This is a genomic window from Arthrobacter sp. FW306-06-A, from assembly GCF_021870055.1.
Lineage (GTDB): Bacteria > Actinomycetota > Actinomycetes > Actinomycetales > Micrococcaceae > Arthrobacter.
This window is the reverse complement of the sequence record NZ_CP084552.1, coordinates 1,640,809-1,662,390: the sequence shown is the minus strand read 5'-3', so window position 1 is coordinate 1,662,390 and position 21,582 is coordinate 1,640,809. Positions and strand designations below refer to the sequence as shown.

Sequence of the window (21,582 nt, the reverse complement as noted above, 5' to 3'; positions counted from 1 at the left end):
TAGTGCTTCCGCACCAGTTTAGGGTGCCGGGCCTGGTGCGCCCGCCCGGACCCCTGTTTGTGTCAATACCCGGGCCCCGCCGGGCTGGAGGGACCTAAGCGCCGGCCACAAGCCCATACAGGATGAAGGCCACGGGCGCGGCGAACACGATCGAATCCAGCCGGTCCATCACGCCTCCGTGGCCGGGCAGTATGCTGCTCATGTCCTTGACGCCCAGCTCACGCTTGACCATGGATTCGGCGAGGTCGCCGGCGGTAGAGGCAGCCACCGTTCCCACGGCCAGCACCACTCCGACCCACCACGGCTTGTCCAACACGAAGAGGGCGGCGAGGATGCCGATCAGCATGGCGCCTGCCACCGATCCTCCGAACCCCTCCCAGGATTTCTTGGGGCTGATCTTCGGCGCCATGGGGTGCTTTCCGATGGACGCCCCCACCAGGTAGCCGAAGGTGTCGTTGGAGACCACCAGCAGCAGCATGACGGCGATCTCCCACGCTCCGATGGGCGCCATGCCCCCGGGCCACAGCCCCAGCGGCGTTGTGCCGGCGGCATGCAAAGGCAGGGCGGCGAAGCTGATAAAGAACGGCACCCAGCCCAGGGTGAAGACGCCCGCGAAGATGCTGTTGGCCGATCCGGCGGCGCTTTCGATGGACCGCCAGAGCAGGACCGCCACGGCGCTCAGCAGCAGGGCAAAGAGCTGGCTTTCAATCCCGCCAAAATAGGCCGCGAACGGCATGGCCAGGGTTCCGGTCATGACCGGAACAATGGGCATCCTTGTACCGTTGGCTTCCAGCGCCCGGTAGATCTCCCAAACACCGAACACCGCGAAGGCGGTGACGATGGCGACAAAAACCAGCGGGAGGAACAGCAGCCCGCCCAGGACAGCGATGAGCATGGCCAGGCCCACCACGACGGCGGCAGGCAGGTTGCGCCCGGCCTTTGGTGTCGGGTTGCTCCTGGGCTGCTTCCCCCGTGTGCGCGCCCTGGGTGTGGGGGCCTGATCTGCCTGGCCCATCAGACTTCGAGCAGCTCTGCTTCCTTGCGCTTAAGCAGCTCGTCGATGCCGTCCACGTGGGCCTTGGTGAGGCTGTCCAGTTCCTTTTCGGCGCGGTTGCCTTCGTCCTCCCCGGCTTCCCCGTCCTTGACCAGGCGGTCCAGCGTCTCCTTGGCCTTGCGGCGGATGTTGCGGATGGAGATCTTGGCGTCCTCGCCCTTGGTCTTGACGATCTTGACGTATTCCTTGCGGCGTTCCTTGGTCAGCTCGGGAATGGTGATCCTGATGACGTTGCCGTCATTGGACGGATTGGCGCCGACCTCGGAGTCGCTCAGGGCACGCTCGATGTCGCGCATGGCGGACTTGTCGAACGGGGTGATCAGGATGGTCCGGGCGTCCGGGATGGCAAAGGAAGCCAGCTGCTGCAGCGGCGTGGGGGAACCGTAGTAGTCCACCAGGACCTTGTTGTACAGGCCGGGGTTGGCGCGGCCGGTGCGGACGGAAGCGAAGTCTTCCTTGGCTACCTCAACCGCCTTGTCCATCTTTTCTTCGGCTTCGAGCAAGGTTTCTTCGATCACGGTCTCTCCTGACGGTTCTGGTGCGGTCCGGGGCGCCGGTTATCTGCACTCACGTGGTTCTTGGTTGCTGTTTTCCGTCCCCGCCGGGAAGGGCGGGGACGGAACTGTCCTGAAATCATCCTAGCCGCAGCTAGGCAGTGACCAGGGTGCCCAGCTTCTCGCCAAGGATGGCGCGGGTGACATTGCCTTCACCCTCCATGCCAAAGACCACCATGGAAAGGTTGTTGTCCTTGCACATGGTCATGGCGGTCTGGTCCATGACGCGGATGTCGCGGCGCAGGGCATCGTCGTAGCTGAGCTTTTCCAGGCGCTCTGCAGTGGGGTCCTTCTTGGGGTCCGCGGTGTAGACGGCGTCCACCCCGCTCTTGGCCATGAGGACCACGTCGGCGTGGACCTCCAGGGCCCGCTGCGCGGCAACAGTGTCGGTGGAGAAGTATGGCAGGCCGGCGCCGGCGCCGAAGATGACCACACGGCCCTTCTCCATGTGCCGGATGGCACGGCGCGGAATGTAGGCCTCGGCCACCTGGCCCATGGTGATGGCGCTCTGCACGCGGGTTTCAACGCCTGCCTGCTCCAGGAAGTCCTGGAGGGCCAGGCAGTTCATGACCGTGCCCAGCATGCCCATGTAGTCCGCCCGGGAGCGGTCCATGCCGCTCTGGGACAGTTCCGCGCCGCGGAAGAAGTTGCCGCCGCCCACCACAATGGCCACCTCCACCTGCGGGACAGCGGCTGCGATCTGCTTGGCGACGTCGCGGACGGTTTCGGGGTCGACACCCAGTTTTCCGCCGCCGAAGACCTCGCCGGAGAGCTTCAGGAGGACGCGCCGCCGGCTCTTCTCTGAATGCGTGACAGTGTTGACGGCTTCCATGGTGCCTTCCCGTTGGTGACTCTGAAAAAAGGGTATCGTGCCGGATCCGGTAGCCGGAACCGGCCGCGCCCCAGATGGACTGGACTTCCAGTGGTTTGCGCGCATGCAAAAGGGGCGGCCACCGAAGTGGCCACCCCCTGCAGTTTCGACTAGGAGCCGACGCGGAAGCGCGTGAACGCGGTTCCCTTGACACCGGCCTCTTCGAGGACCTGTGCCACGGACTTCTTGGCGTCCTTGGCGAATGCCTGGTCAACCAGGACCTCACCCTTGTAGAAGCCCGTCACGCGGCCTTCCACAATCTTGGTGAGGGCGGCTTCGGGCTTGCCTTCGGCCTTGGCGGTCTCTTCGGCGATGCGGCGCTCGGACTCAACGAGCTCGGCCGGAACGTCCTCGCGGGTGAGGTAGTTCGGAGCCATGGCGGCAATGTGGACGGCGACGTCGTGGGCGGCGGCGGCAGCGGCTTCGCCTTCACCGTCAACTGCGAACAGCACGCCGACCTGGGCCGGGAGGTCCTTGGAGGTCTTGTGCAGGTACGCGTCTACCGTTGCACCCTCAATGCGGGAGATGCGGCGGACAACAACCTTCTCGCCCAGGATGGCGCCCTCTTCGACGACCACCTCGGAGAGCGGCTTGCCGTCAACGTCGGTTGCCAGCAGGGTGTCGAGGTCGGCAGCGCCGGACTCGACGGCAACGGCCAGGACCTTGTCGGCCAGCTGGATGAACTTGTCAGCCTTGGCAACGAAGTCGGTCTCGCAGTTGACCTCGATCATGACGCCGACGCCGTTGCTGACCTTGGCGGCCACGAGGCCCTCAGCGGTGGAGCGGCCTTCACGCTTGGTAGCGCCCTTGAGGCCCTTGATGCGGATGATCTCGATGGCCTTCTCGGCGTCACCGTTGGCCTCGTCAAGAGCCTTCTTGACGTCCATCATGCCGGCGCCGGTGCGCTCGCGCAGGGCCTTGATGTCAGCGGCAGTGTAGTTCGCCATGTGAACCCCTCTGTCTAGAAATGTGTGGTGGTGTACGGACCGACAGGACGGCAACCCACGGGTGCGGGTTGCCATCCTGTCAGCAGCTCCGGCTGCGGACAGCGCGGAGAATCCGGATTTAGATGTCTTACTTGGCGTCTTCGGCGGGAGCCTCGGCAGCGGGAGCCTCGGCGGCAGCCGGAGCTTCGGCGGCAGCCGGAGCTTCAGCGTTTTCTGCCGGAGCGGCGGCGGCTTCTGCCTTGCTGCCTTCGAGGAGCTCGCGCTCCCACTCGGCCAGCGGCTCTTCCGGAGCTTCGGTGGCGCCCGTGCCGCGGTTGTTGCGGGCGATCAGGCCCTCGGCAACGGCGTCGGCGACAACGCGGGTCAGGAGGTTCACGGAGCGGATGGCGTCGTCGTTGCCCGGGATCGGGAAATCAACTTCGTCGGGATCGCAGTTGGTGTCCAGGATGGCCACAACCGGGATGTTCAGCTTCTTGGCCTCGTCAACGGCGAGGTGTTCCTTCTTGGTGTCGACAACCCACAGCACGGACGGTGCCTTGGTCAGGTTGCGGATACCGCCCAGGTTGGACTCCAGCTTGGTGAGCTCGCGCTTGAGGAGCAGCAGTTCCTTCTTGGTGTAAGCGGAACCGGCGACGTCGTCGAAGTCGATCTCTTCGAGTTCCTTCATGCGCTGGATACGCTTGGCGACCGTCTGGAAGTTGGTCAGCATACCGCCGAGCCAGCGCTGGTTGACGTAGGGCTGGCCCACGCGGGTTGCCTGCTCGGCAATTGCTTCCTGGGCCTGCTTCTTGGTGCCGACGAAGAGCACGGTGCCGCCGTGGGCAACAGTGGCCTTGACGAACTCGTAGGCGCGGTCGATGTAGGACAGCGACTGCTGCAGGTCGATGATGTAGATGCCGTTGCGCTCGGTGAAGATGAAGCGCTTCATCTTCGGGTTCCAACGGCGGGTCTGGTGTCCAAAGTGGACGCCGCTGTCAAGCAGCTGGCGCATGGTTACGACGGGCATTCCGGCGCTCCTTATTTTCCGGCAGGTCATTCATGAGAAAACCCGGAGGCTTCTTACCCTGCCAATAGTTGACGGTTGATTAGCGTGGCCCGGTTGGGCCGTGCTCCTGGCATCCACCGTTCTTCCCATCAGGAACAAAGCCTGACCGCAGGAAGTGCGGTCCTCCAATGGCGACGCCGGGGCGTTGCCTGCCGGAGGGCTGGATGCGCGTAGTCAGCCGCCGCTCCCCCACACTCCTGAATGAGATGTGCCGACGCAATCCGGACAGGGCGATGCACCACGAGGGTGGGCCACTTGGACGGGAAGCGTTGAGGGCGCAGCAAACTGCTCCATCAAGTGTACTACAGGCGCTCCCGGCTGCTGGACAGGAAAGTGCCCCGCCGGAGGCGTTGTCCACATAGCCGGAACCGGGGCTGCCGGCCCCGCAGGCAGCCGGGCAGGCTGGTGGCATGAAACCACCGGTCCTCCTGGCGGCGCTCCTGCTGCTGCCGGCGTCCGTGGCCTCACCCGGCCCGGCCTTCCAGTACACCGCGGCTCACGGGCAGCCTTCCCGGGCCCAATCCGCCGGCACCCAGCAGGAAAGGACGACGACGGCTGCCGGGGTGGGTGCCAGGCCTTCCTGGCAGTGGCCGCTGGCACCGCGCCCGCGGGTCTTGCGGGGCTTCGATCCCCCGCCCAAGCCATGGCTCAGCGGGCACCGCGGCGTGGACCTGGACTTCGCGGCAGGAACACAGGTTGTGTCACCGGCGGCCGGAACGGTCAGCTTTGTGGGCGTGGTGGTGGACCGCCCCGTGATCACCATCGACCACGGCGGCGGGCTGCGCAGCAGCTTCGAGCCGGTGGACAGCACGCTGGTCGCAGGGTCCACAGTGGCGGCCGGCCAGTTGATCGGGACCGCCATCCCCGGCCACTGCCCCGCGGCGCAGTGCCTGCACTGGGGAGTGCGGGAAGGAGAGGACTACGTCAATCCCCTGCAATTTGTCCTGGACCTTCGCCCGTCCATCCTGCTTCCCCTGCCCGGCCCGCCGTAGGCCGGCAAGAAAAGCAGCAGAGGGGTTTCCTGTTTAGACGATGGCTGAGATGCCTGTGATGGCCCGGCCGGTTACCAAGGTGTTGATCTCGGCGGTGCCCTCATAGGAGTAGATGGCCTCGGCATCGGCGAAGATCTTGGCCATCTCATAGTCGGTCACGATGCCGTTTCCACCCAGGATGCCGCGGCCCAGGGCCACGCTGTCCCGCATGCGGCCGGTGGCGAAGGCCTTGGCCAGGGCGGACTGTTCGTCCTTGGCCGCGCCCGCGTCCTCCAACTGGGAGAGGCGCACCATCATGCCCATGGAGCTGACGGTATTGCCCAGGATCCGGACCAGCTGGTCCTGGATGAGCTGGAAGGAGGCAAGCGGCCGTCCGAACTGGTGCCGCTCCACGGCATAGCGGCGGGCAACATCGAACGCGGCCAGCTGGAGCCCAACGGCCTGCCAGGCAACGGAAAGCCGGGTGGCCTTGAGTACCTTGTTGACGTCGCGGAAGCTGTTGGCGTTGGCCAGCTTGAAGTGGTCCGGGACAACCACGTCCGTCAGGACGATGTCGGCGTTCTGGACGGTGCGCAGGGAGATTTTGTTTTCGATCTTTGTGGCGCTGAATCCAGCCAGGGTGGTGTCCACCAGGAAGCCCTTGACCTGGTTGTCCGCAACATCGCGGGCATAGATGACCACCCAGTCGGAGAAGGTGGCGTTGCCGATCCACCGCTTTGCCCCGTTGAGGATCCAGTTGCCGCCGTCCCGGCGCGCCGTGGTGCGGGTTCCGCCGGCCACGTCGCTGCCCCCCAGCGGCTCGGTCAGGCCGAAGGCGCCAATCTTCTTCAGGGCATAGATGTCGGGCAGCCACTCGTCCTTTTGCTCCTGGGATGCCAACAGCTCGATGGAGCCGGTGAAAAGCCCGTCGTGTACCCCCAGGAAGGTGGCGATCGATGCGTCGGCACGCGTGACCTCGGCATGCAGCATTCCCGCGAAGAGGTTCGAGTATCCCTGCCGCCGGACCGGGCTGACCAGGTCCAGGTCGGCGAACTTGGGCACCAGCTCCATCGGGAACTCTCCGCGGTTCCAGCAGTCCACGGCAAGGGGTTTGACCTCGCGCGCCAGGAAGTCGCGGACCTCGGCGAGCCTGTCCTGTTCCTTGCCGGACAGAAGCTGCTCGAAGGCGAAGAAGTCGCCGTCGGCGTAGGGAAGCTCGTGGGATTCGGCTGCGGAGGTTGCCATGGGTACCTTCTTTGGTGATCAGCGCTGGCCGTGCAGCGGAACCGGGCACGGAATGTTACTGGGCAGTAACTTACCGCAGGGGTCCGGGTTAACCAAGAAGAACCGCGTCCGACGAAGACTGTCGTGCGCGGTTCTTCCTGGTTGGCGGTAGGGCTACTCGGACTTGAACCGAGGACCTTAGGATTATGAGTCCCGCGCTCTAACCAGCTGAGCTATAGCCCCCCAAACCCTGCGTATACGTAATGGAACACCACGCTCCAGCAGGGCAAAAACACTCTAGCAAACCCGGGAACTGGTTCAGACCACCTTGTCCTCGTACGTGGCGCCCCGGTACAGGTCCTCGAAGGTCTGCAGCGTTCCCTGGAGGCTGTGCGGCTCCACCATCTGCCGGCTGGCCCGGCCCATGGCGCGCTGCTGGTCCTTGGGAAGCTGCAGGACCTGGGTGATCTTCTTGGCGAGGTCGTCACTGTCGTTGGGGGTGAAGAGGTAGCCGTTCTCGCCATCGCGCACCAGGTGCGGCAGGGCCATGGCATCGGCCAGGACCACCGGGGTGGAAGCGGACATGGCCTCCAGCGTGACCAGGGACTGCAGCTCAGCCGTTCCGGGCATGCAGAACAGGTCCGCCTGGATGTACGCCTTGCGCAGTTCTTCGTCGCTGGCAAGGCCCAGGAACTTGACCCGGCTGCTGAGCCCGAGCCGCCGCACCAGGTCCTCAAGCGCAGGGCGCACCTCTCCCCCGCCCACGATTTCCAGGTGAACGTTCAACTCGGGCGGCGTCTTCGCGATGGCCTCGATGAGCACGTCCACATGCTTTTCCTCCGCAAGGCGGCCGGCGAACAGGACGGTGGGATGGGCATGCGGTTCGATGTGCTCGCCGGGCTGCAACTCATAGGCCGTTGAGTCGATGCCGTTGGACAACGGGAGCACCTTCCGCAAGAAGGCGTGCTCGTGCATGGCCCGGGCGGCAAGCGGCGTGGGGGTTGTCACCACGTCGGCCTGGCCCATGACCTTGCCCATGTCCTTCCAGGAAACCCGCCCGATGATGTCCTTGAACCACTGCGGGAACGGCAGGAAGGGGTTGAGGTTTTCGGGCATGAAGTGGTTGGTGGCGATGATCCTGACGCCGCGCTTTACGGCCTCGTAGAGCACGTGCTCGCCAATCATGTAGTGGCTCTGGATGTGCACGACGTCAGGCTTCACGCGGTCAAAGAGGAGGCTGATTTCCTTCTTGATTTCCCACGGGAAGCAGAGGCGGAAGCTCTCGTGGGTGAACGCCTTGTGCGAGCGGAGCCGGTGCACGGTTGCTTCCTCGCGGAACTCGGTGAAGCTCTTTCCCTTGCTGTCGCGGGACGCCAGGACATGGACGTTGTGGCCTCGGGCAGTCATGCCCTTGGCCAGGCGGTAGCCAAACTGGGCAGCACCATTGACGTCCGGCGGATAGGTGTCGGCGGCGATGAGGATGGTCAGGGGACGCTGGTCGGCTGGCGTGGTCATGGGGAGTACTCCTGATGGTCACGGTGCGGACAGCATGTAACTGACAGCACGGTTGGCCGGTGGCGCAGGGGCGCAGGCCTCGTGGGTTGCTGAATCTGGACGGAAATGGGCTAGTGGGACGGCCTGCCGGCGGCCTTGCGCGCGTCCTTCTTGCGCTTGGTGACCTCCGGGTGGTGCCGGGAAAGGGCGATTACCCCAACGATAGCAAGGCACGCAGCCGTTCCCATCGCAATGGCCATGACCGCATGGACGTCGGGACGCAGTTCGCCCAGGATGATGATGCCGATGGCAATGCCCACCATGGGATCGATTACCGTGAGTCCGGCGATGACCAGGTCGGGCGGCCCTGTGGAGTAGGCGCTTTGCACGAACCACGAGCCCAGGCCGCCGGCCGCGATGATGGCCACCACTGAGTACCACTGGACGTTGAGCAGGAAGAGTCCGTTGGGGTCCAGGAGGTGTTTGCCGATGATCCGGGTAAGGACCGCCACGAAGCCGAAGAGGATGCCCGCGCCCAGGATGTAGATGAACGCATTCATCCGGTGCCTGAACGTCACTGCCAGCGTGCCGAACAGCCCCACAGCCAGGGCCAGCAGCAACACGATGGTGAGCTCGTCCTCCGGGCTCACATGATGGTTTTCCTGGGTGACGTTAACCGCCAAGAGGACAAAGAGTGCCGAGCCGGTGACGCAGGCGCCGATGGAGACGGCGGTGGCGCGGTTGATGGACAGGTCCTGGTCGCGGGCGTTGACCACGGTGGTGATTACCAGGGCGATGGCGCCGATGGGCTGGATCACCGTGAGCGGCGCGGACACCAGGGCTACGGCGTTCAACGCCATGCCGGTGCACAGCAGCAGGAGCCCGAGCATCCACCGGGGATTGCGGAGAAGGCGCAGGAAGCCGTTGGAACTCAGGGCGAGTCCGCCGGTATCGGCTTTGACGGCGCTGCCCTGGCGCTGGGCACCCAGGGCGAGGCAGAAGGCGCCGAGCACCGCCAGGCCGACGGCAAGCCACACCATCAGCCGTTCCCGCCGTCGTGCCGTTTAAGTTCCCTGCCCTTTCGCAGGATGGCCCAGAAGTAGTTGTACGCGGCAATCCAGTGGCCGATCAGGCCAAGGCCCAATACCACCCAGGCGGCTACGAAGAGCTGGTCCGAAGCGCCGGTATCCAGGCGGGAGAGGACCAGCAGCGGGGTGCCCAGGAGCAGCAGGCCGGTCCGCACCTTGCCCACCACGCTGACGGGAAGGTCCGGATGGCCATGGAAGAAGGACAGCGTCAGGGCCAGCAGCACGGCATCAGGGACCACCAGCGCGGCCAGGTAGAGCCAATGCACGACGCCGGCAATCACCAGGGTGAAAGCCACGGCCAGCAGGGCCAGCCGGTCGGCGATCGGGTCCAGGACCCTGCCGAGCTTGGAGGCCTGGTCAAAGCGCCGGGCGATGTAGCCGTCAATCCAGTCCGTACCGGCCATGACGGCCAGGACGATCACGCCGGCGCCGTATTCCTTCTGGGCCAGGACCAGCCACATGAAGAGCGGAACACCCATGAACCGCACCACTGTGAGCAGGTTGGGGATGGTGAACACGAGGTCGTGGTCCACCTGGGGACGGCCGGGGCGGGCGCCTGCACCAATGAATTTCACCCGTCCCCCTCTCCTTCCTGCTGCGCCGGAGCGCGGTGTTTCAGTGATTGATTGTGTGCCGGGAGTGCTTGTGGAGCAGCAGGCTAGTTGGAACGGAACAACCTGCGGAGGAGGACAACCAGGACGGTTCCCGCGGCCACGAAGGCGGCCAATGGCTTCCAGCGCCTGGAGAGGTCCGTGGAACCGGACAACGCCGCGAGCCTTTCGCCCGCCGCGTCCACGCCGTGCTGCGCCAGCACCTGGCCTTCGCGCACCTTGACCTGCGCAGCGGCCAGCAGGTAGCGGGCCTGGGTCTTGAAGTCCAGCTCAGTACCGAGTTCGTCGCGGACCTCTGTGAGGTGGTGCCGCCGCTGGCTCAGGCGGCGCGCCAGCTCGGGTTCGGAGGCGTGCGGGAACTCCTGCTGCTCACGGGCCGCTTTCGCTTCCTTTTCAGCCTTCGCCTTGGCCGCGGCCTCGGCCTTGGCCGCCTTCGCAGCCTTCGCCTCGGGGCTCTCCGGATCCAGGATGGCGGGGTTGAACGCGGAGCCTTCCCGGGCAACGCCGATATCGTGCCTGATGCCGCGGATGGTTTCCTCGGGCATCAGCGGCATGGCCTTCTTGAACCGCGCGAGGCCAATCAGTCCGCCGACGAGCGCTATCAGCAGGAAGGCCGCGGAGACCAGGAGGGCTGCCAGCCAGGCAGGCATGATGGTGGCCAGGCCCATGATGGCCGCGACGATCAGGCCAACAACCAGGAAGGCCAGGAAGAGGAGTGCCACCGCGAAGAAGGCCGCGGCCACCCCCACCTGGATGCCCTTGCGTTTGAGTTCGATCTTGGCGAAGGCGATCTCGTCGTTGAGCTGGCGTGGGGCCAACCGAAAAAGGAGTCTTGCCGTTCCGGGCAGCGCAGTGATGCGCAATCCCGGGCTGGTACGCCCGCTGTGACGTCCGCTCATCGGTTCCGCCTTACTGGTTTCATGGGTCGATACTGCTTCCGTTTGCTGCGGAAATGTGCAGCCGCACAGTCCACGCCACCAAAACTACCATTCAGGTTCAGGGCGAACTTGGGGGCTTGCCGGACGGCGCGGCCTACAACGCTGCAAAAACAGTCCTGGCCGGGCCTAGGATTGTTCTCCGTGACCAATCCCCCCAATCCGGGCGACCTGCTGAGCCGCCGCCGCAAGCTCCTCTACATCCTCCTCCTGGGCGCCCTGACAGCCCTCGGTCCGTTCACCATCGACCTCTACCTGCCCGCCTTCCCCGCGCTGGAGGCGAGCCTTGGGGTGACCGAGGCGCAGGTTCAGCTCACCCTGGCTGGCACCACCGTCGGTTTTGCGTTCGGCCAGCTGGTGGTGGGCCCCTTCAGCGACAAGTTCGGGCGACGGACCCCGCTGATCCTTGCCACTGCAGTGCACATCGCAGCGTCGATGGGTGCAGCCCTGTCCACTGACATCGCCACGCTGGGGGTGTTCCGTGTCCTCATGGGCGTGGGCGCGGCCGGCGGCGGCGTTGTGGCTATGGCCATGGTGCGCGACCTGTTCTCCGGGTACGCCATGGTGCGGATGTTCTCGCGGATGGCCCTGGTCAACGGGCTGGCGCCCATCCTGGCACCGGTGATTGGTTCACAGCTGCTCCTGGTGATGCCGTGGCCCGGCATCTTCGTGTTCCTGGCCGCATACGGGACATTGGTCATCGTGGCGGCCCTGGTCGTGGTGCGTGAAACGCTTCCGCCGGAGAAGCGGGGCCAGAGCGGCATGACGGCCAGGCAGCGCTACAAGGCGCTCTTCAGCGACCGGATCTTCGTGGGGCTGCTCTTGGTGGCCGGCTTTAATTTCGGCGGCCTCTTTACGTATCTGTCCGCCTCCCCGTTCCTTTTCCAGGACGTCTTCGGGTTCTCGGCCCAGCAGTACGGGCTGCTCTTCGGCATCAACTCGCTGGGCATCGTGGCGGGCGTGCAGACCAGCTCGCGGTTGATCAGGATCGTCCCGCCGCAGTGGATCCTGGCCTGTGCCACAGCGTGGATGTTCCTGATGGCCGTGCTGATCGTGGTCCTGGACCAGCTGGGCCTGGGGCTTTGGGGCGTCATGGTGCCCCTGTGGTTCTACATCCTGGGCACCGGCTTCATGTTCCCCTGCGTGCAGGTGCTGGCCCTGGCAAGCCACGCCTCCCAAGCGGGAACCGCGGCATCCCTGCTCGGCGCGGCCACATTCCTCATGGCCGGGCTGATCTCCCCCGTGGTGGGCTGGGTCGGCATCACCAGCGCGGCACCCATGGGGGCGGTTCAGGCATCGTGCATCCTGGTGGCCATTGGAGCACTCTGGCTGGTGGTCCGGCCGCGCACGGTTCCTTCCATTCACTAAGTACCCTCGATCCATCAGGGACTTCAATCCACTGACCGCAGCCGCCAGGCACCAGGAAGGCAGCACATGGCCCGCAAACCGCATCGCAATGGCAGGGGGCTCTTCCTCGGGGCGGTGCTTGGCGCCGTCGTGGGCTATTTTGCCGGCCGTGCCGTGGGCAACCCCGCCTGGGGCATCATCCTGGGGACGCTGGCGGGCGCCGCACTCCTGTACCGGGTGAATCCGGGCCGCCGCAACCGCCGCTGACTGCTCCTGCTGCCGGACTTGCCGGTTGACGCCCGCCGTTCCTGGCTTGCGGCGGCACTGCGCGATAGAGCCCAGCGCGATAAAATGATCGCGTGTCCAGCTGGCAGAACCAACCGCCTCTTCCGGCCACATGGCAACGGTGCGACGCCAGGATCCTGCCACTGTGGTGGGAGCGGCTGTGCGCGCAGGCAGGCCAGCAGTCGGCGGCGCTGTATGCGGCAGGTTTGTTCACGGAGGACCGGCGCCGGCCCATCGCCCAATGGTTCAACCCAGCCTTCAAGGCCGCCCTGCTGGTGGCCCCGGAAACCTCGCCGGAATGGCCTGTGCAGCGCTTTGGCATCTTCTACGCCCCGCCGGATGCCGGGTTTGTCCGGATCCACTCGGCCCCGCACGAATGGAATCCGCGCGAACCCCGGAAGTCCCCCACCGAGCGGGAAGCGTTCGAGTCAGCCATCGCCGAGGCCGAAAGGTTCCTGCAGGTGGAAATGGACTTCGTGTGAGCCTATCTTCCCCATCCCAGGCTTCCAGGCCCGCGGCAAGAAAAAATCCCCGTTCCTCCAGTTGGAGGAACGGGGATTTTTCGTAGCGCTCCTCCTGCTGGACTTGAACCAGCAACCCTTCGATTAACAGTCGAATGCTCTGCCAATTGAGCTAAGGAGGAATGAAGCAGGTATGACATTAGCAAAGGTTTCCGGCCCAAGGGAAATCGGCGGTTTCGCGGGCCACAACAAGCCTCGCGGCGTACAAAACGGGCAACAAAAATCCCCGTTCCGGAAGCCGGAACGGGGATTGGAAGCTCCTCCTGCTGGACTTGAACCAGCAACCCTTCGATTAACAGTCGAATGCTCTGCCAATTGAGCTAAGGAGGAATGAAGCGGGTACCAGCCTAGCAAACACCCGCGGCGGAAACGAAATCGGGCGGGACGTGACCTCCCCCACTTCCTGGTGCCGCGCGGACGCCGCGGCCTATGCCTCGGCCCGGAGTGCCCGGCGTTCCATCTCAAGCATCATCAGTTCGCGGTTGAGCCGCTGGTACGTTTCCGGGTCGGCCGCGGCGTCGAGGCGCTGCAGCTGGCCCATCTTGTCCGCCTTGATCCGGGTGATCTGGAGTTCGAAAAGCCGGGACAGGATGTCGCGGCAGTACTTCAGCACCGCCTCCTCCGTATGGGCCGGAAGCGGCACCACCGAAAGTTCCGACACCAGCGGCCGCAGGGGTTCCGGGACCTCATGCATGACGTGTTCCACCCAGCGCACGGGGTCACCCACCAGTCCTGGCCCGGTGGCGCGCATGGCGTCATGCACGGCCTGGAAGGCAGGGGTGGAGAAGCGGGCTGCGTCGAAGCGGTCCCAAACGTCGCCGGCCAGCAGCGACGGCTGCTGCAGGGCCACCTCCAGCGCCTGCCGCTCCATGGAGGCTACGGGGTCGCGCGGGTCGGGACGGTGGAAGGAAGGGACAGCGCCCGACGACGGCCCGGCAGCCACGCCGGGGCCGCCGGCAGGTGCCTGGCCGTTTTGGCCCTCGAATCCCCTGCCCTCGTAGCCTTGGCTGCGCTGCTGCTGTCCACGGTTGGTGGTGCCCTGGCCGCCGGGACCTCCGGCGTCCCCCCGTTTCGCTGCGTTCTTCACCTCGGCATTGACCATGCGCAGGACCTCATTGGGGTCGGGCATGCCCAGCCAGCCGGTCAGCGCCTGGCAGTAGCCGGTCCGGGTGGAACCGTCGCGGATGGCCGCCACCACCGGCACCGAAGCCTTCAGGCCCTGGACGCGGCCCTCCACGGTGTCCAGGTTGAACTGCTTCAGTGTGGTGCGGATGGCGAACTCGAACAGGGGCCGCCGGGACTGGATCAGGGCGTGCACTGCCTCGTCCCCCCTGCTGAGCCGCAGGTCGCAGGGATCGGCTCCGGTGGGTTCCACGGCCACGAAGGTCTGGGCGGTGAACCGCTGGTCCTCCTCGAAGGCGCGCAGGGCTGCCTTCTGCCCGGCGGCGTCGCCGTCGAAGGTGAACACCACTTCTCCCCCGGTGCCGTCATCGGACAGAAGCCGCCGGGCGACCTTAATGTGCTCGGTGCCGAACGCGGTGCCGCAGGTGGCCACCGCCGTCGTGATTCCTGCAAGGTGGCAGGCCATGACGTCTGTGTAGCCCTCCACCACCACCAGCTGGCGGTCCTTGGCGATGCTCTTCTTGGCCAGGTCGATACCGTAGAGGACCTGGGATTTCTTGTAGAGCGTGGTCTCCGGGGTGTTGAGGTACTTGGGGCCCTGGTCGTCCTCATAGAGCTTCCGGGCGCCGAAGCCGATGGTGTCGCCGGCGATGTCCTTGATGGGCCAGATGAGGCGGCCACGGAAGCGGTCATAGATGCCCCGGTTTCCCTCGCTGAACATGCCGGTGAGCTTGAGTTCGGCATCGGTGAAGCCGCGGCCGCGCAGGTGCTTCAGGAGCCCGTCCCAGCCCTGCGGCGCGTAGCCGCAGCCGAAGTGTTCCGCGGCTGCCCGGTCGAAGCCCCGGCCGAACAGGAAGTTGCGGGCCTCGGCCGCGCCGGGGGTGAGCAGCTGGGCGCGGAAGAACTCGTCGGCGATCTTGTGCGCGTCAAGCAGCCGCTGGCGCCGGCCCACTTCCTCGCGGTTAGGCCCGGTTCCGCCGTCCTCGTAGCGCAGCTCGTACCCGATCCGCGCGGCGAGCTTTTCCACAGCCTCCTGGAAGGAACTGTGGTCCTGCTTCTGCACGAAGGCGATGACGTCCCCGTCCTCACCGCAGCCGAAACAGTGGTACCGGCCCACCTGGGGACGGACGGTGAAGGACGGCGAGCGCTCATCGTGGAAGGGGCACAGACCCTTGAAGGTTCCCAGCCCGGCGCCTTTCAGCGTTACGTAGCCGTCAACAACTTCCTTGATGTCCGTGCGCTGGCGTACTTCATCGATATCTTCACGTTTGATCAGCCCAGCCACACAGCAATCTTAGTGTCACTGGCTTGGTGCCACTGGCCCGGCCTACCTGCCGGGTGTCCGCTGTCCCGGTTCGGGCGCCGTCCGCTGCACCAGGCTGAGTGCCAGCCTCGGGCAGAGGAAGACGGCCTCCTGCGCCGCGTCCAGGTCAGCGTCCCGCAGCGGAACGTCCGTGCGTTCACCGCCCACCTTGCCGCGCGCCACGGGGTACCCCCAGTCGTCCCGGTCGAGCACACCGGGAAGCAGTTCCGAGCACAGGCCGCGGCCATCGCAGCTGGTCCAGTCGATGTGCAGGTACGTTTTCATGCCGCCACGCCTCCCGGGCCTGCGCAGTACCCGGCCAGGTGGGCGCGGAAGTCAGCGGCGAAGACCTCCAGTGCGCTGCTGACCAGTCCCGTGGTCCCCTCCGGGTGGCGGCATGCGCCCCGCCCGGAGACCAGCCGCCCCAGGCGGTCCAGCTCGACGGTAAGCCGCGGATTCGTTTCCCCTCCCGCGATCCGGTTGAGGACTGATGCCATGGCCGGCAGGCCGAACATGCAGGGGCCGCACTGCCGGGCGGACTGGCCGGCCAGGTAGCTGACGATCCCGGCCGTGGCCTGGATGCCGCAGGTCTGCAGGTCCAGGGCGTGGATTACTCCCGCTCCGGGGCGGGCCGTCCGGCCCGGCGGTCCCGCGGGTGCAAGGGCGTGGTCTGCCGGCCGCACCCACCGGCCGTGGTACCCGCCCACCAGGACGGCGGACAAGTAACCGGGATCCATTCCCGCTTCCTTCAGGACGGCGGAAAGTTGCACCCCGCCGGGTACCTCCAGCACCACGTCCCGTACCGGGGCTGGCCCGGAGACGGACACCAGCCTGGTGCCAGGGTCTGCGGCGGTGCCCGCCTGCCGGAACCACTGCGCGCCATAGCGGGCGATCAAGGCCACCTGGGCCAGGGTCTCGACGTTGACCACCAGTGTGGGGCGGCCGTTCAGGCCCGACTCGCTGAGGCGCCGGCGCTGGTCCGTAGGCAGGGCGGTACCGTTCGCAATCATGTTGACGACGGCGCTCGACTCACCGGAGATGAACGTTTCGGGAGCCTGCACCACATGGATCCGCCTGCCGCCCGGACGCTCCCCTAGTGCTTGCCTAAGGCGGGGCAGGCTGGCCGCCGGCGCGTAGACGTACATGCTGGTGCCGCCCGTACTTGTCTGGCTGCCTGTTCTGCCGCCCGTTTGGCCCAGGGCGGCGGCGAGCGCGACCAGCCCGTCAATGACCAGGTGGGGCGCGTGTGCGAGGAGTGTCCGGTCCTTGAAGCTGAGCGGTTCGCCCTCGGCACCGTTGGCAATCACCACGGGGCGGGCGGCAAACAAACCCTTCCGCCCGGAACCGGCAGCGGCGGTGGCCTTGCGCCAGGTTTCGAATGCGGCTCCTCCCCGGCCGGTTAGTCCGGATTCAGCGAGCACTTCCAGCAGGCCCGGTCCTGCCGCCTGCGGCTCCCACGGGCCGAAGGTGTCCAGGTGCCGCGCCCACCCTGCATCAGGGCCTGCCGCCAGGAGGCGCGGCTCCTGGCGGTGGCTGTCACCCGGTTGGCTCACGGGAGGTTTCCTTGCCTGGCGCGGAAGGTTTCGAGAAAGGACGGGCTCAGCCGCCACACCATGGTCGCGGCAACGGCCACCGCGGACACGGCAGCGAGGAGGAGGAACCATCCGCTTGACACGTCAGTGCCGTTTCCGAGGGCGTGCGCCATGGCAACCGGCCAGACGCCATAGCTGAGCCAGTGGACGGCCTTGAAGGCACGTTGCCCGATCCGGTGCCGCAGCAGCCCCGTGACCACGACGGCCAGGACCAGGTCCAGGGCGACGGTTCCCAGCCCCTGCCAGAACGGCTGGTACGACCCCAGGAATGGCACCACGATATCCACGGGACTTAGCTTGGCAAAAGAGTCAAGGAGCAGTGCTCCAACGTGCAGCCCCAGGAAAACCGTGGCGAGCAGGGCAATGTTCCGGTGCAGGAGGCTGATGGAGAACCGGGGCAGCACCAGCAGGGGCCGGCCTGACCGGTTCAGGATGCCCAACAGTACCGACGCGGTAAACAGTGCCAGTGACACGAAGCCGCTGACGCGCCCGAAAGCCCACATTGCCTCATCCATGGCTCAGGCCTCCCCTTCCGGAGCTTTTGGCTGGGCGGAAGCTTTCGGCGGGGTTATAGCTTTCGGCGGGGAGATAGTTTTCGGCGGGCCAACCCCCGGTGGTCGCCACCCTGCCGCGGCTGTCCACGAACCGTGCGGATATGCCCTCGCCCCGGAACCACTCGAGGGACTTGAAGCCGCGCACGATGGCCGCGGTGCTGAAGGCGTTCGCTTCCAGGCAGGCAGGCGCCGCCACGGTCACCGAGCGCCACACCGCTTCGGCAGGCAGGCCGAAACGGGGGTCAAGGATGTGGTGGACCTGGCTGCCCTGATGGAGCCAGCGGCGCTTTTGGGTACTGGATGTTGCCAGGGCAAATCCCGGAGCCAGGGAGATGTGCTGGGCGGGGTCGGCGGGAAGGTCCTGCACCACGATCTGCCACTGGCCGGGGTTCACGTCCGACTGGTCGTCCTGCCGGATGTGCTGTTGGTGCGGCCCAGGTCCTGCGCTGGCCAGGTCTCCGCCCAGGCTCACGAGTACCCCGCAGCCCAGCCGCCGGTGCACCTCGGCGGCGGCAAGGTCGGCTGCGACGGCCTTGGCCGATGCGCCCAGGTCGAGGCTAAGCCCGGGCGGCAGGGTCAGCGTGTCGTCGTCGAGGCGGAGGCGGGACCAACCGGGCACCCGGGTGGCCACCGGGTCCGAGTGCACCGGCGAAACCGGCAGGCTGCGGATCCCCGGCGTGGCAGCTAGGGCCGGACCGTGGCCCAGGGCTGCCAGATCCGCTCCCAGGGTGGGATCAACAGCGCCGTGGGTCATCCTGGCGGCGTCCAGGGCACGCTCCAGGAGCAGCCGGAACATGGGGCTCACCCGGACGCCGGATGCCATCCGCGGCTGGAGCGCCACCAGTTCCGAATCTGCGCGGAAGCGGCTGCAGGCACGGTCCACCGCCGCCAGCACCTGACGAACGATCTCTTCCGCGGCATCCAGCGAGCCGGGGACCGTCACCGTGATGGCTGCCTCGAGTTCCCATACCGTCCAGCTGGATTGTGCTGTGGGAGCTACAGCTGCTTCGCTTTCAGGGGCCGCTGCAGAATCGCGGCCACCAGTGCGGTGGGTGGTGTCTGAACCGGCCACGTCAGGACCCGGAGGACCTTCCGTGGATTGTGCCGCCGTTGCCGGGCTGGACTGGGCTGGTGCTGCCGTAGCTCTTGGAGCGCCGCGAGCCACCATTTTGGCCCGTGCCCTTGTTCTGCCCGGCACCACTGTCCTGCCGGGTGCCGGAACCGTCGTCATCAGAGCGGCCGGAACCGGACTTGGGCGTGCTCCCCTGCGCACCGCGGTCCTGCGTGCTGCTGTCCGTACCTGCAGTTGTCCTGGCAATGACGGACGGAGTTGCGGCATACACAGCGGACGCCGCCACGCCTGCGGCAGCGAAGCTGCCAACGCTTACGGCTGCCGTAATTCCGGTGGCCAGGCGCTTGCCCCTGCTGCGAGTACTCATGACCTGCTCCCGTTCCTGGCGGCCTGCCTTTCCCTCCATGGTGCGCCTGCTTCCTGTGTAGATGCTTTAAGGAAGCTGTTGATCAGGCGGGTGTCCAGGAGTTTCCCAGGGCAGGAGTGAAGGACGGCTACCAGAGCGAGGGCAGGCTCCCCACCAGGCGCTCGTACATGGCCAGGGCCGACCCGTCGGTGAGGGACGCCACCTGATCGATGACCACGCGAAGGCGTGCGCCGTCGTCGTCCGCTGCCCGCCAGTCCGCCGCGAACATCGGCTCCAGGTGCCGGTCTCCGGTGGCGCTGAGGGCAGTGACCAGGGCGTGGAGCACCTCGCGCTGGCGCTCGTAGATGGGCTGCCGGTGTTCGGTGGTCATGACGAAGGTGGTGGCAAGGCCCTTCATCACCGCGATTTCCATGACGGTCTCATCCGGAACCATGAGTTCGGCGTTGTACCGCGTCAGGTTTTCCGGCCCATAAACGGCGCGGGTGGTTTCCAGGGCTGACTGGCAGAACCTGCCGATCAGTTGGCTGGTCATGTTCTTGAGGGCTGCCATCGATTTGCGGCTGCCGTCCGCCTCACGCACCCAGACGTCGGTAGCCTCGAGCCGGGCCAGGGCGGCGTCGATGGCGGCGGGGTCGTTGTGCGGCAGGTACCACTGCTTGGCGTAGCCCACCACGCGGGCGCGGTGGTCCGGGTTGTCCATCCAGCGCAGCTGGAAGTGGCCGGCAACGATCGCGTCCTCCACGTCGTGCACGGAATAGGAGATGTCATCCGCGAGGTCCATCACCTGGGCTTCCAGGCAGGTCCGGCGCTCCGGGGCTCCTTCACGGATCCAGTTGAAGATGGGGAGGTCGTCCTCGTAGGCGCCGAACTTGCTGGTCCGCTGCCCGTGGATCACCGGTGCTTCCAGGGCGGACCAAGGGTATTTCGACGCCGCGTCCAGGCTTGCGCGTGTGAGGTTCAGCCCGGCGGGCCGGCCGTCAGCCGTGAGCACCTTGGGTTCCAGCCGGGTGAGCAGGCGGAGGGTCTGGGCGTTGCCCTCGAAGCCGCCGATGGCATGCGCCACCTCGTTCAGGGCCGATTCGCCGTTGTGGCCGAAGGGCGGGTGGCCCAGGTCGTGGCTGAGGCAGGCCGTGTCCACCACGTCCGGGTCGCAGCCCAGCGCCCGGCCCAGCTCGCGGCCCACCTGTGCCACTTCCAGGCTGTGCGTGAGGCGGGTGCGGACGAAGTCGTCCGTATCCGGTGCCACCACCTGGGTCTTGGCGCCCAGGCGGCGCAGGGCTGAGGAGTGCAGCACCCTGGCACGGTCCCGTTCGAAGTCGGAGCGGTAGGTGCTCTTGGGCGGCTCCTCCATCCAGCGCGCCGAATCATGGGCGTCGTAGCCGGGCAGAGCCAGGGCGGCGGTGGGGGTTCCGGCGGTAGGTGTTTCAGCCACCGGAAACGTCCAGTTCGGCAGCGGCGATATCCCGGGACTGGTCATCGTTGAGGGCGCGGGAGTCCAGCCAGTCCTTGGGCAGGGCGGGCTTCTTGGGCGAGCCGGCGCGGCCGCGCGGGCCTTCGGCGTCCACTCCCGGATAGGGCGAGTCCAGATCCAGCTCGGCGAGGGTGTCCCGGAGCACCTCCAGGCTGGTGACCAGGGCCAGCCTGGTGCGCAGATCGCCGCCCACGACGTAGCCCTTGAAGTACCAGGCGATGTGCTTGCGGATCTCGCGCAGTGCCTTGCCTTCGTCACCGAAGGTTTCCACCATCAGTTCGGCATGCCGGTATACGCCTTCGGCCACCTGGCGCAGGTTGGGGCGGTGGCGGACGTCGCTGCCTTCGAATGCGGCCTGCAGGTCGCCAAAGAGCCAGGGCCGGCCCTGGCAGCCACGGCCCACCACCACACCGTCAACGCCGGTCTCCCGGACCATCCGGACGGCGTCCTCGGCGGACCAGATGTCACCGTTGCCCAGCACGGGGATGTCGGGCAGTGCCTCACGCAGGCGGGCGATGGCCGACCAGTCGGCCTTGCCCGAGTAGAACTGCGCGGCCGTGCGGCCGTGGAGCGCGACGGCGGCAACACCGGCATCGCGGGCGATCCGGCCGGCGTCCAGGTACGTCAGGTGGTCGTCGTCGATGCCCTTGCGCATCTTGATGGTCAGCGGGACGTTGCCCTTGGATGCTTCCTTGACGGCGGTCTGCACGATGGAGGTGAAGAGGTCGATCTTCCAGGGCAGCGCAGAGCCGCCGCCGCGACGGGTCACCTTGGGGACGGGGCAGCCGAAGTTGAGGTCGATGTGGTCCGCGCGGTCCTCCTCAACGAGCATCCGCACCGCGGCACCCACCGTGACCGGGTCCACGCCGTACAGCTGGACGGAGCGGACTTTCTCATCGTCGTCGTGCGAGATGATGCGGAGGGATTCGGGCGTCCGTTCCACCAGCGCGCGGGACGTAACCATCTCCGCCACGTACATGCCGCCGCCGTATTCACGGCAGAGCCTGCGGAAGGCGGAGTTGGTGATGCCGGCCATCGGGGCCAGGATCACCGGGGTGTCAACCGTGATGGGTCCCAGCTTCAGGGGCGGGAGTTCCAGCTTGGCGGCGGGAGGAGTTGCTGCAACAGTCACTTGTCCATTGTTGCAAAGGCGG

The 21,582-nt window shown here is 66.4% G+C and carries 22 protein-coding genes and 3 tRNA genes; 4 read left to right on the top strand and 21 right to left on the bottom strand.

What is annotated here, in order from left to right; translation table 11 throughout:
* Positions 1-94: 94 nt before the first annotated feature.
* The 5 genes from LFT49_RS07595 to rpsB form a co-directional block, all read right to left on the bottom strand.
* The gene (locus tag LFT49_RS07595) at positions 95-1,015 is read right to left on the bottom strand and encodes a phosphatidate cytidylyltransferase (protein WP_236801869.1); all 921 of its coding nucleotides are present in this window, start codon (positions 1,013-1,015) and stop codon (positions 95-97) included.
* Positions 1,015-1,572 carry a ribosome recycling factor gene (gene frr, locus LFT49_RS07590; RefSeq protein WP_043452867.1) on the bottom strand — a complete coding sequence of 186 codons (558 nt, stop codon included), beginning with the start codon at positions 1,570-1,572 and terminating at the stop codon, positions 1,015-1,017. Before frr ends, LFT49_RS07595 begins: the two co-directional genes overlap by 1 nt.
* A 130-nt stretch (positions 1,573-1,702) precedes the next feature.
* Positions 1,703-2,440, bottom strand: coding sequence for a UMP kinase (pyrH, locus tag LFT49_RS07585; RefSeq protein ID WP_236801868.1), 738 nt, complete (start codon positions 2,438-2,440; stop codon positions 1,703-1,705).
* A 149-nt stretch (positions 2,441-2,589) separates the two neighbouring features.
* A complete protein-coding gene (gene tsf, locus LFT49_RS07580; RefSeq protein ID WP_236801867.1) occupies positions 2,590-3,426 on the bottom strand; it encodes a translation elongation factor Ts in 837 nt (278 codons plus the stop codon).
* Positions 3,427-3,553: 127 nt separating this feature from the next.
* Entirely contained in the window at positions 3,554-4,432 is an 879-nt protein-coding gene (rpsB, locus tag LFT49_RS07575; protein ID WP_237430191.1) for a 30S ribosomal protein S2, read from the bottom strand.
* 449 nt (positions 4,433-4,881) lie between these two features.
* On the opposite strand from rpsB, the gene LFT49_RS07570 reads away from it, so the two are divergent.
* Entirely contained in the window at positions 4,882-5,463 is a 582-nt protein-coding gene (locus LFT49_RS07570; RefSeq protein ID WP_237430190.1) for a murein hydrolase activator EnvC family protein, read from the top strand.
* Positions 5,464-5,496: 33 nt separating this feature from the next.
* Here the strand turns inward: LFT49_RS07570 and LFT49_RS07565 are convergent, their stop codons facing one another.
* The 6 genes from LFT49_RS07565 to LFT49_RS07540 form a co-directional block, all read right to left on the bottom strand.
* A complete protein-coding gene (locus tag LFT49_RS07565; protein ID WP_236801864.1) occupies positions 5,497-6,687 on the bottom strand; it encodes an acyl-CoA dehydrogenase family protein in 1,191 nt (396 codons plus the stop codon).
* Positions 6,688-6,835: 148 nt separating this feature from the next.
* Positions 6,836-6,909, bottom strand: a tRNA-Ile gene (locus LFT49_RS07560).
* A gap of 75 nt (positions 6,910-6,984) precedes the next feature.
* Positions 6,985-8,181 carry a glycosyltransferase gene (locus LFT49_RS07555; protein WP_236821701.1) on the bottom strand — a complete coding sequence of 399 codons (1,197 nt, stop codon included), beginning with the start codon at positions 8,179-8,181 and terminating at the stop codon, positions 6,985-6,987.
* Between the two features lie 110 nt (positions 8,182-8,291).
* Complete coding sequence (locus LFT49_RS07550; protein ID WP_236801862.1) at positions 8,292-9,200, bottom strand: DMT family transporter; 909 nt, start codon at positions 9,198-9,200, stop codon at positions 8,292-8,294.
* Entirely contained in the window at positions 9,200-9,823 is a 624-nt protein-coding gene (locus LFT49_RS07545; RefSeq protein WP_236821700.1) for a CDP-alcohol phosphatidyltransferase family protein, read from the bottom strand. Before LFT49_RS07545 ends, LFT49_RS07550 begins: the two co-directional genes overlap by 1 nt.
* Positions 9,824-9,906: 83 nt before the next feature.
* On the bottom strand, positions 9,907-10,758 hold the full coding sequence (locus LFT49_RS07540) for a phage holin family protein (protein ID WP_236801860.1): 852 nt from the start codon (positions 10,756-10,758) through the stop codon (positions 9,907-9,909).
* Positions 10,759-10,938: 180 nt separating this feature from the next.
* On the opposite strand from LFT49_RS07540, the gene LFT49_RS07535 reads away from it, so the two are divergent.
* The 3 genes from LFT49_RS07535 (at position 10,939) to LFT49_RS07525 (ending at position 12,908) form a co-directional block, all read left to right on the top strand.
* Positions 10,939-12,162 (top strand): multidrug effflux MFS transporter, encoded by a 1,224-nt coding sequence (locus LFT49_RS07535; RefSeq protein WP_236801859.1) that lies wholly within the window; start codon positions 10,939-10,941, stop codon positions 12,160-12,162.
* A 66-nt stretch (positions 12,163-12,228) separates the two neighbouring features.
* Positions 12,229-12,408 carry a glycine zipper 2TM domain-containing protein gene (locus tag LFT49_RS07530; RefSeq protein WP_236801858.1) on the top strand — a complete coding sequence of 60 codons (180 nt, stop codon included), beginning with the start codon at positions 12,229-12,231 and terminating at the stop codon, positions 12,406-12,408.
* Positions 12,409-12,500: 92 nt separating this feature from the next.
* The gene (locus tag LFT49_RS07525) at positions 12,501-12,908 is read left to right on the top strand and encodes a hypothetical protein (RefSeq protein ID WP_236801857.1); all 408 of its coding nucleotides are present in this window, start codon (positions 12,501-12,503) and stop codon (positions 12,906-12,908) included.
* A gap of 88 nt (positions 12,909-12,996) precedes the next feature.
* Here LFT49_RS07525 and LFT49_RS07520 read toward each other — a convergent pair.
* The 10 genes from LFT49_RS07520 to dusB form a co-directional block, all read right to left on the bottom strand.
* Positions 12,997-13,069 (bottom strand) — tRNA-Asn (locus tag LFT49_RS07520).
* A 135-nt stretch (positions 13,070-13,204) separates the two neighbouring features.
* Positions 13,205-13,277 (bottom strand) — tRNA-Asn (locus LFT49_RS07515).
* Positions 13,278-13,374: 97 nt separating this feature from the next.
* Complete coding sequence (gene dnaG / locus LFT49_RS07510) at positions 13,375-15,354, bottom strand: DNA primase (protein ID WP_236801856.1); 1,980 nt, start codon at positions 15,352-15,354, stop codon at positions 13,375-13,377.
* 42 nt (positions 15,355-15,396) lie between these two features.
* Positions 15,397-15,657, bottom strand: a complete 261-nt coding sequence (locus tag LFT49_RS07505; protein WP_236821697.1) for a ferredoxin — start codon at positions 15,655-15,657, stop codon at positions 15,397-15,399.
* Entirely contained in the window at positions 15,654-16,925 is a 1,272-nt protein-coding gene (locus LFT49_RS07500; RefSeq protein WP_237430189.1) for an NADH-ubiquinone oxidoreductase-F iron-sulfur binding region domain-containing protein, read from the bottom strand. Before LFT49_RS07500 ends, LFT49_RS07505 begins: the two co-directional genes overlap by 4 nt.
* Entirely contained in the window at positions 16,922-17,479 is a 558-nt protein-coding gene (locus tag LFT49_RS07495) for a ferric reductase-like transmembrane domain-containing protein (protein WP_237430188.1), read from the bottom strand. Before LFT49_RS07495 ends, LFT49_RS07500 begins: the two co-directional genes overlap by 4 nt.
* Complete coding sequence (locus LFT49_RS07490) at positions 17,472-18,590, bottom strand: FAD:protein FMN transferase (protein WP_237430187.1); 1,119 nt, start codon at positions 18,588-18,590, stop codon at positions 17,472-17,474. Before LFT49_RS07490 ends, LFT49_RS07495 begins: the two co-directional genes overlap by 8 nt.
* A gap of 1 nt (position 18,591) precedes the next feature.
* Entirely contained in the window at positions 18,592-18,957 is a 366-nt protein-coding gene (locus tag LFT49_RS07485; RefSeq protein WP_236821693.1) for a hypothetical protein, read from the bottom strand.
* 127 nt (positions 18,958-19,084) lie between these two features.
* Positions 19,085-20,434 carry a deoxyguanosinetriphosphate triphosphohydrolase gene (locus tag LFT49_RS07480; RefSeq protein ID WP_373462203.1) on the bottom strand — a complete coding sequence of 450 codons (1,350 nt, stop codon included), beginning with the start codon at positions 20,432-20,434 and terminating at the stop codon, positions 19,085-19,087.
* On the bottom strand, positions 20,382-21,560 hold the full coding sequence (dusB, locus tag LFT49_RS07475; protein ID WP_237430186.1) for a tRNA dihydrouridine synthase DusB: 1,179 nt from the start codon (positions 21,558-21,560) through the stop codon (positions 20,382-20,384). Before dusB ends, LFT49_RS07480 begins: the two co-directional genes overlap by 53 nt.
* Between the last annotated feature and the right edge of the window lie 22 nt (positions 21,561-21,582).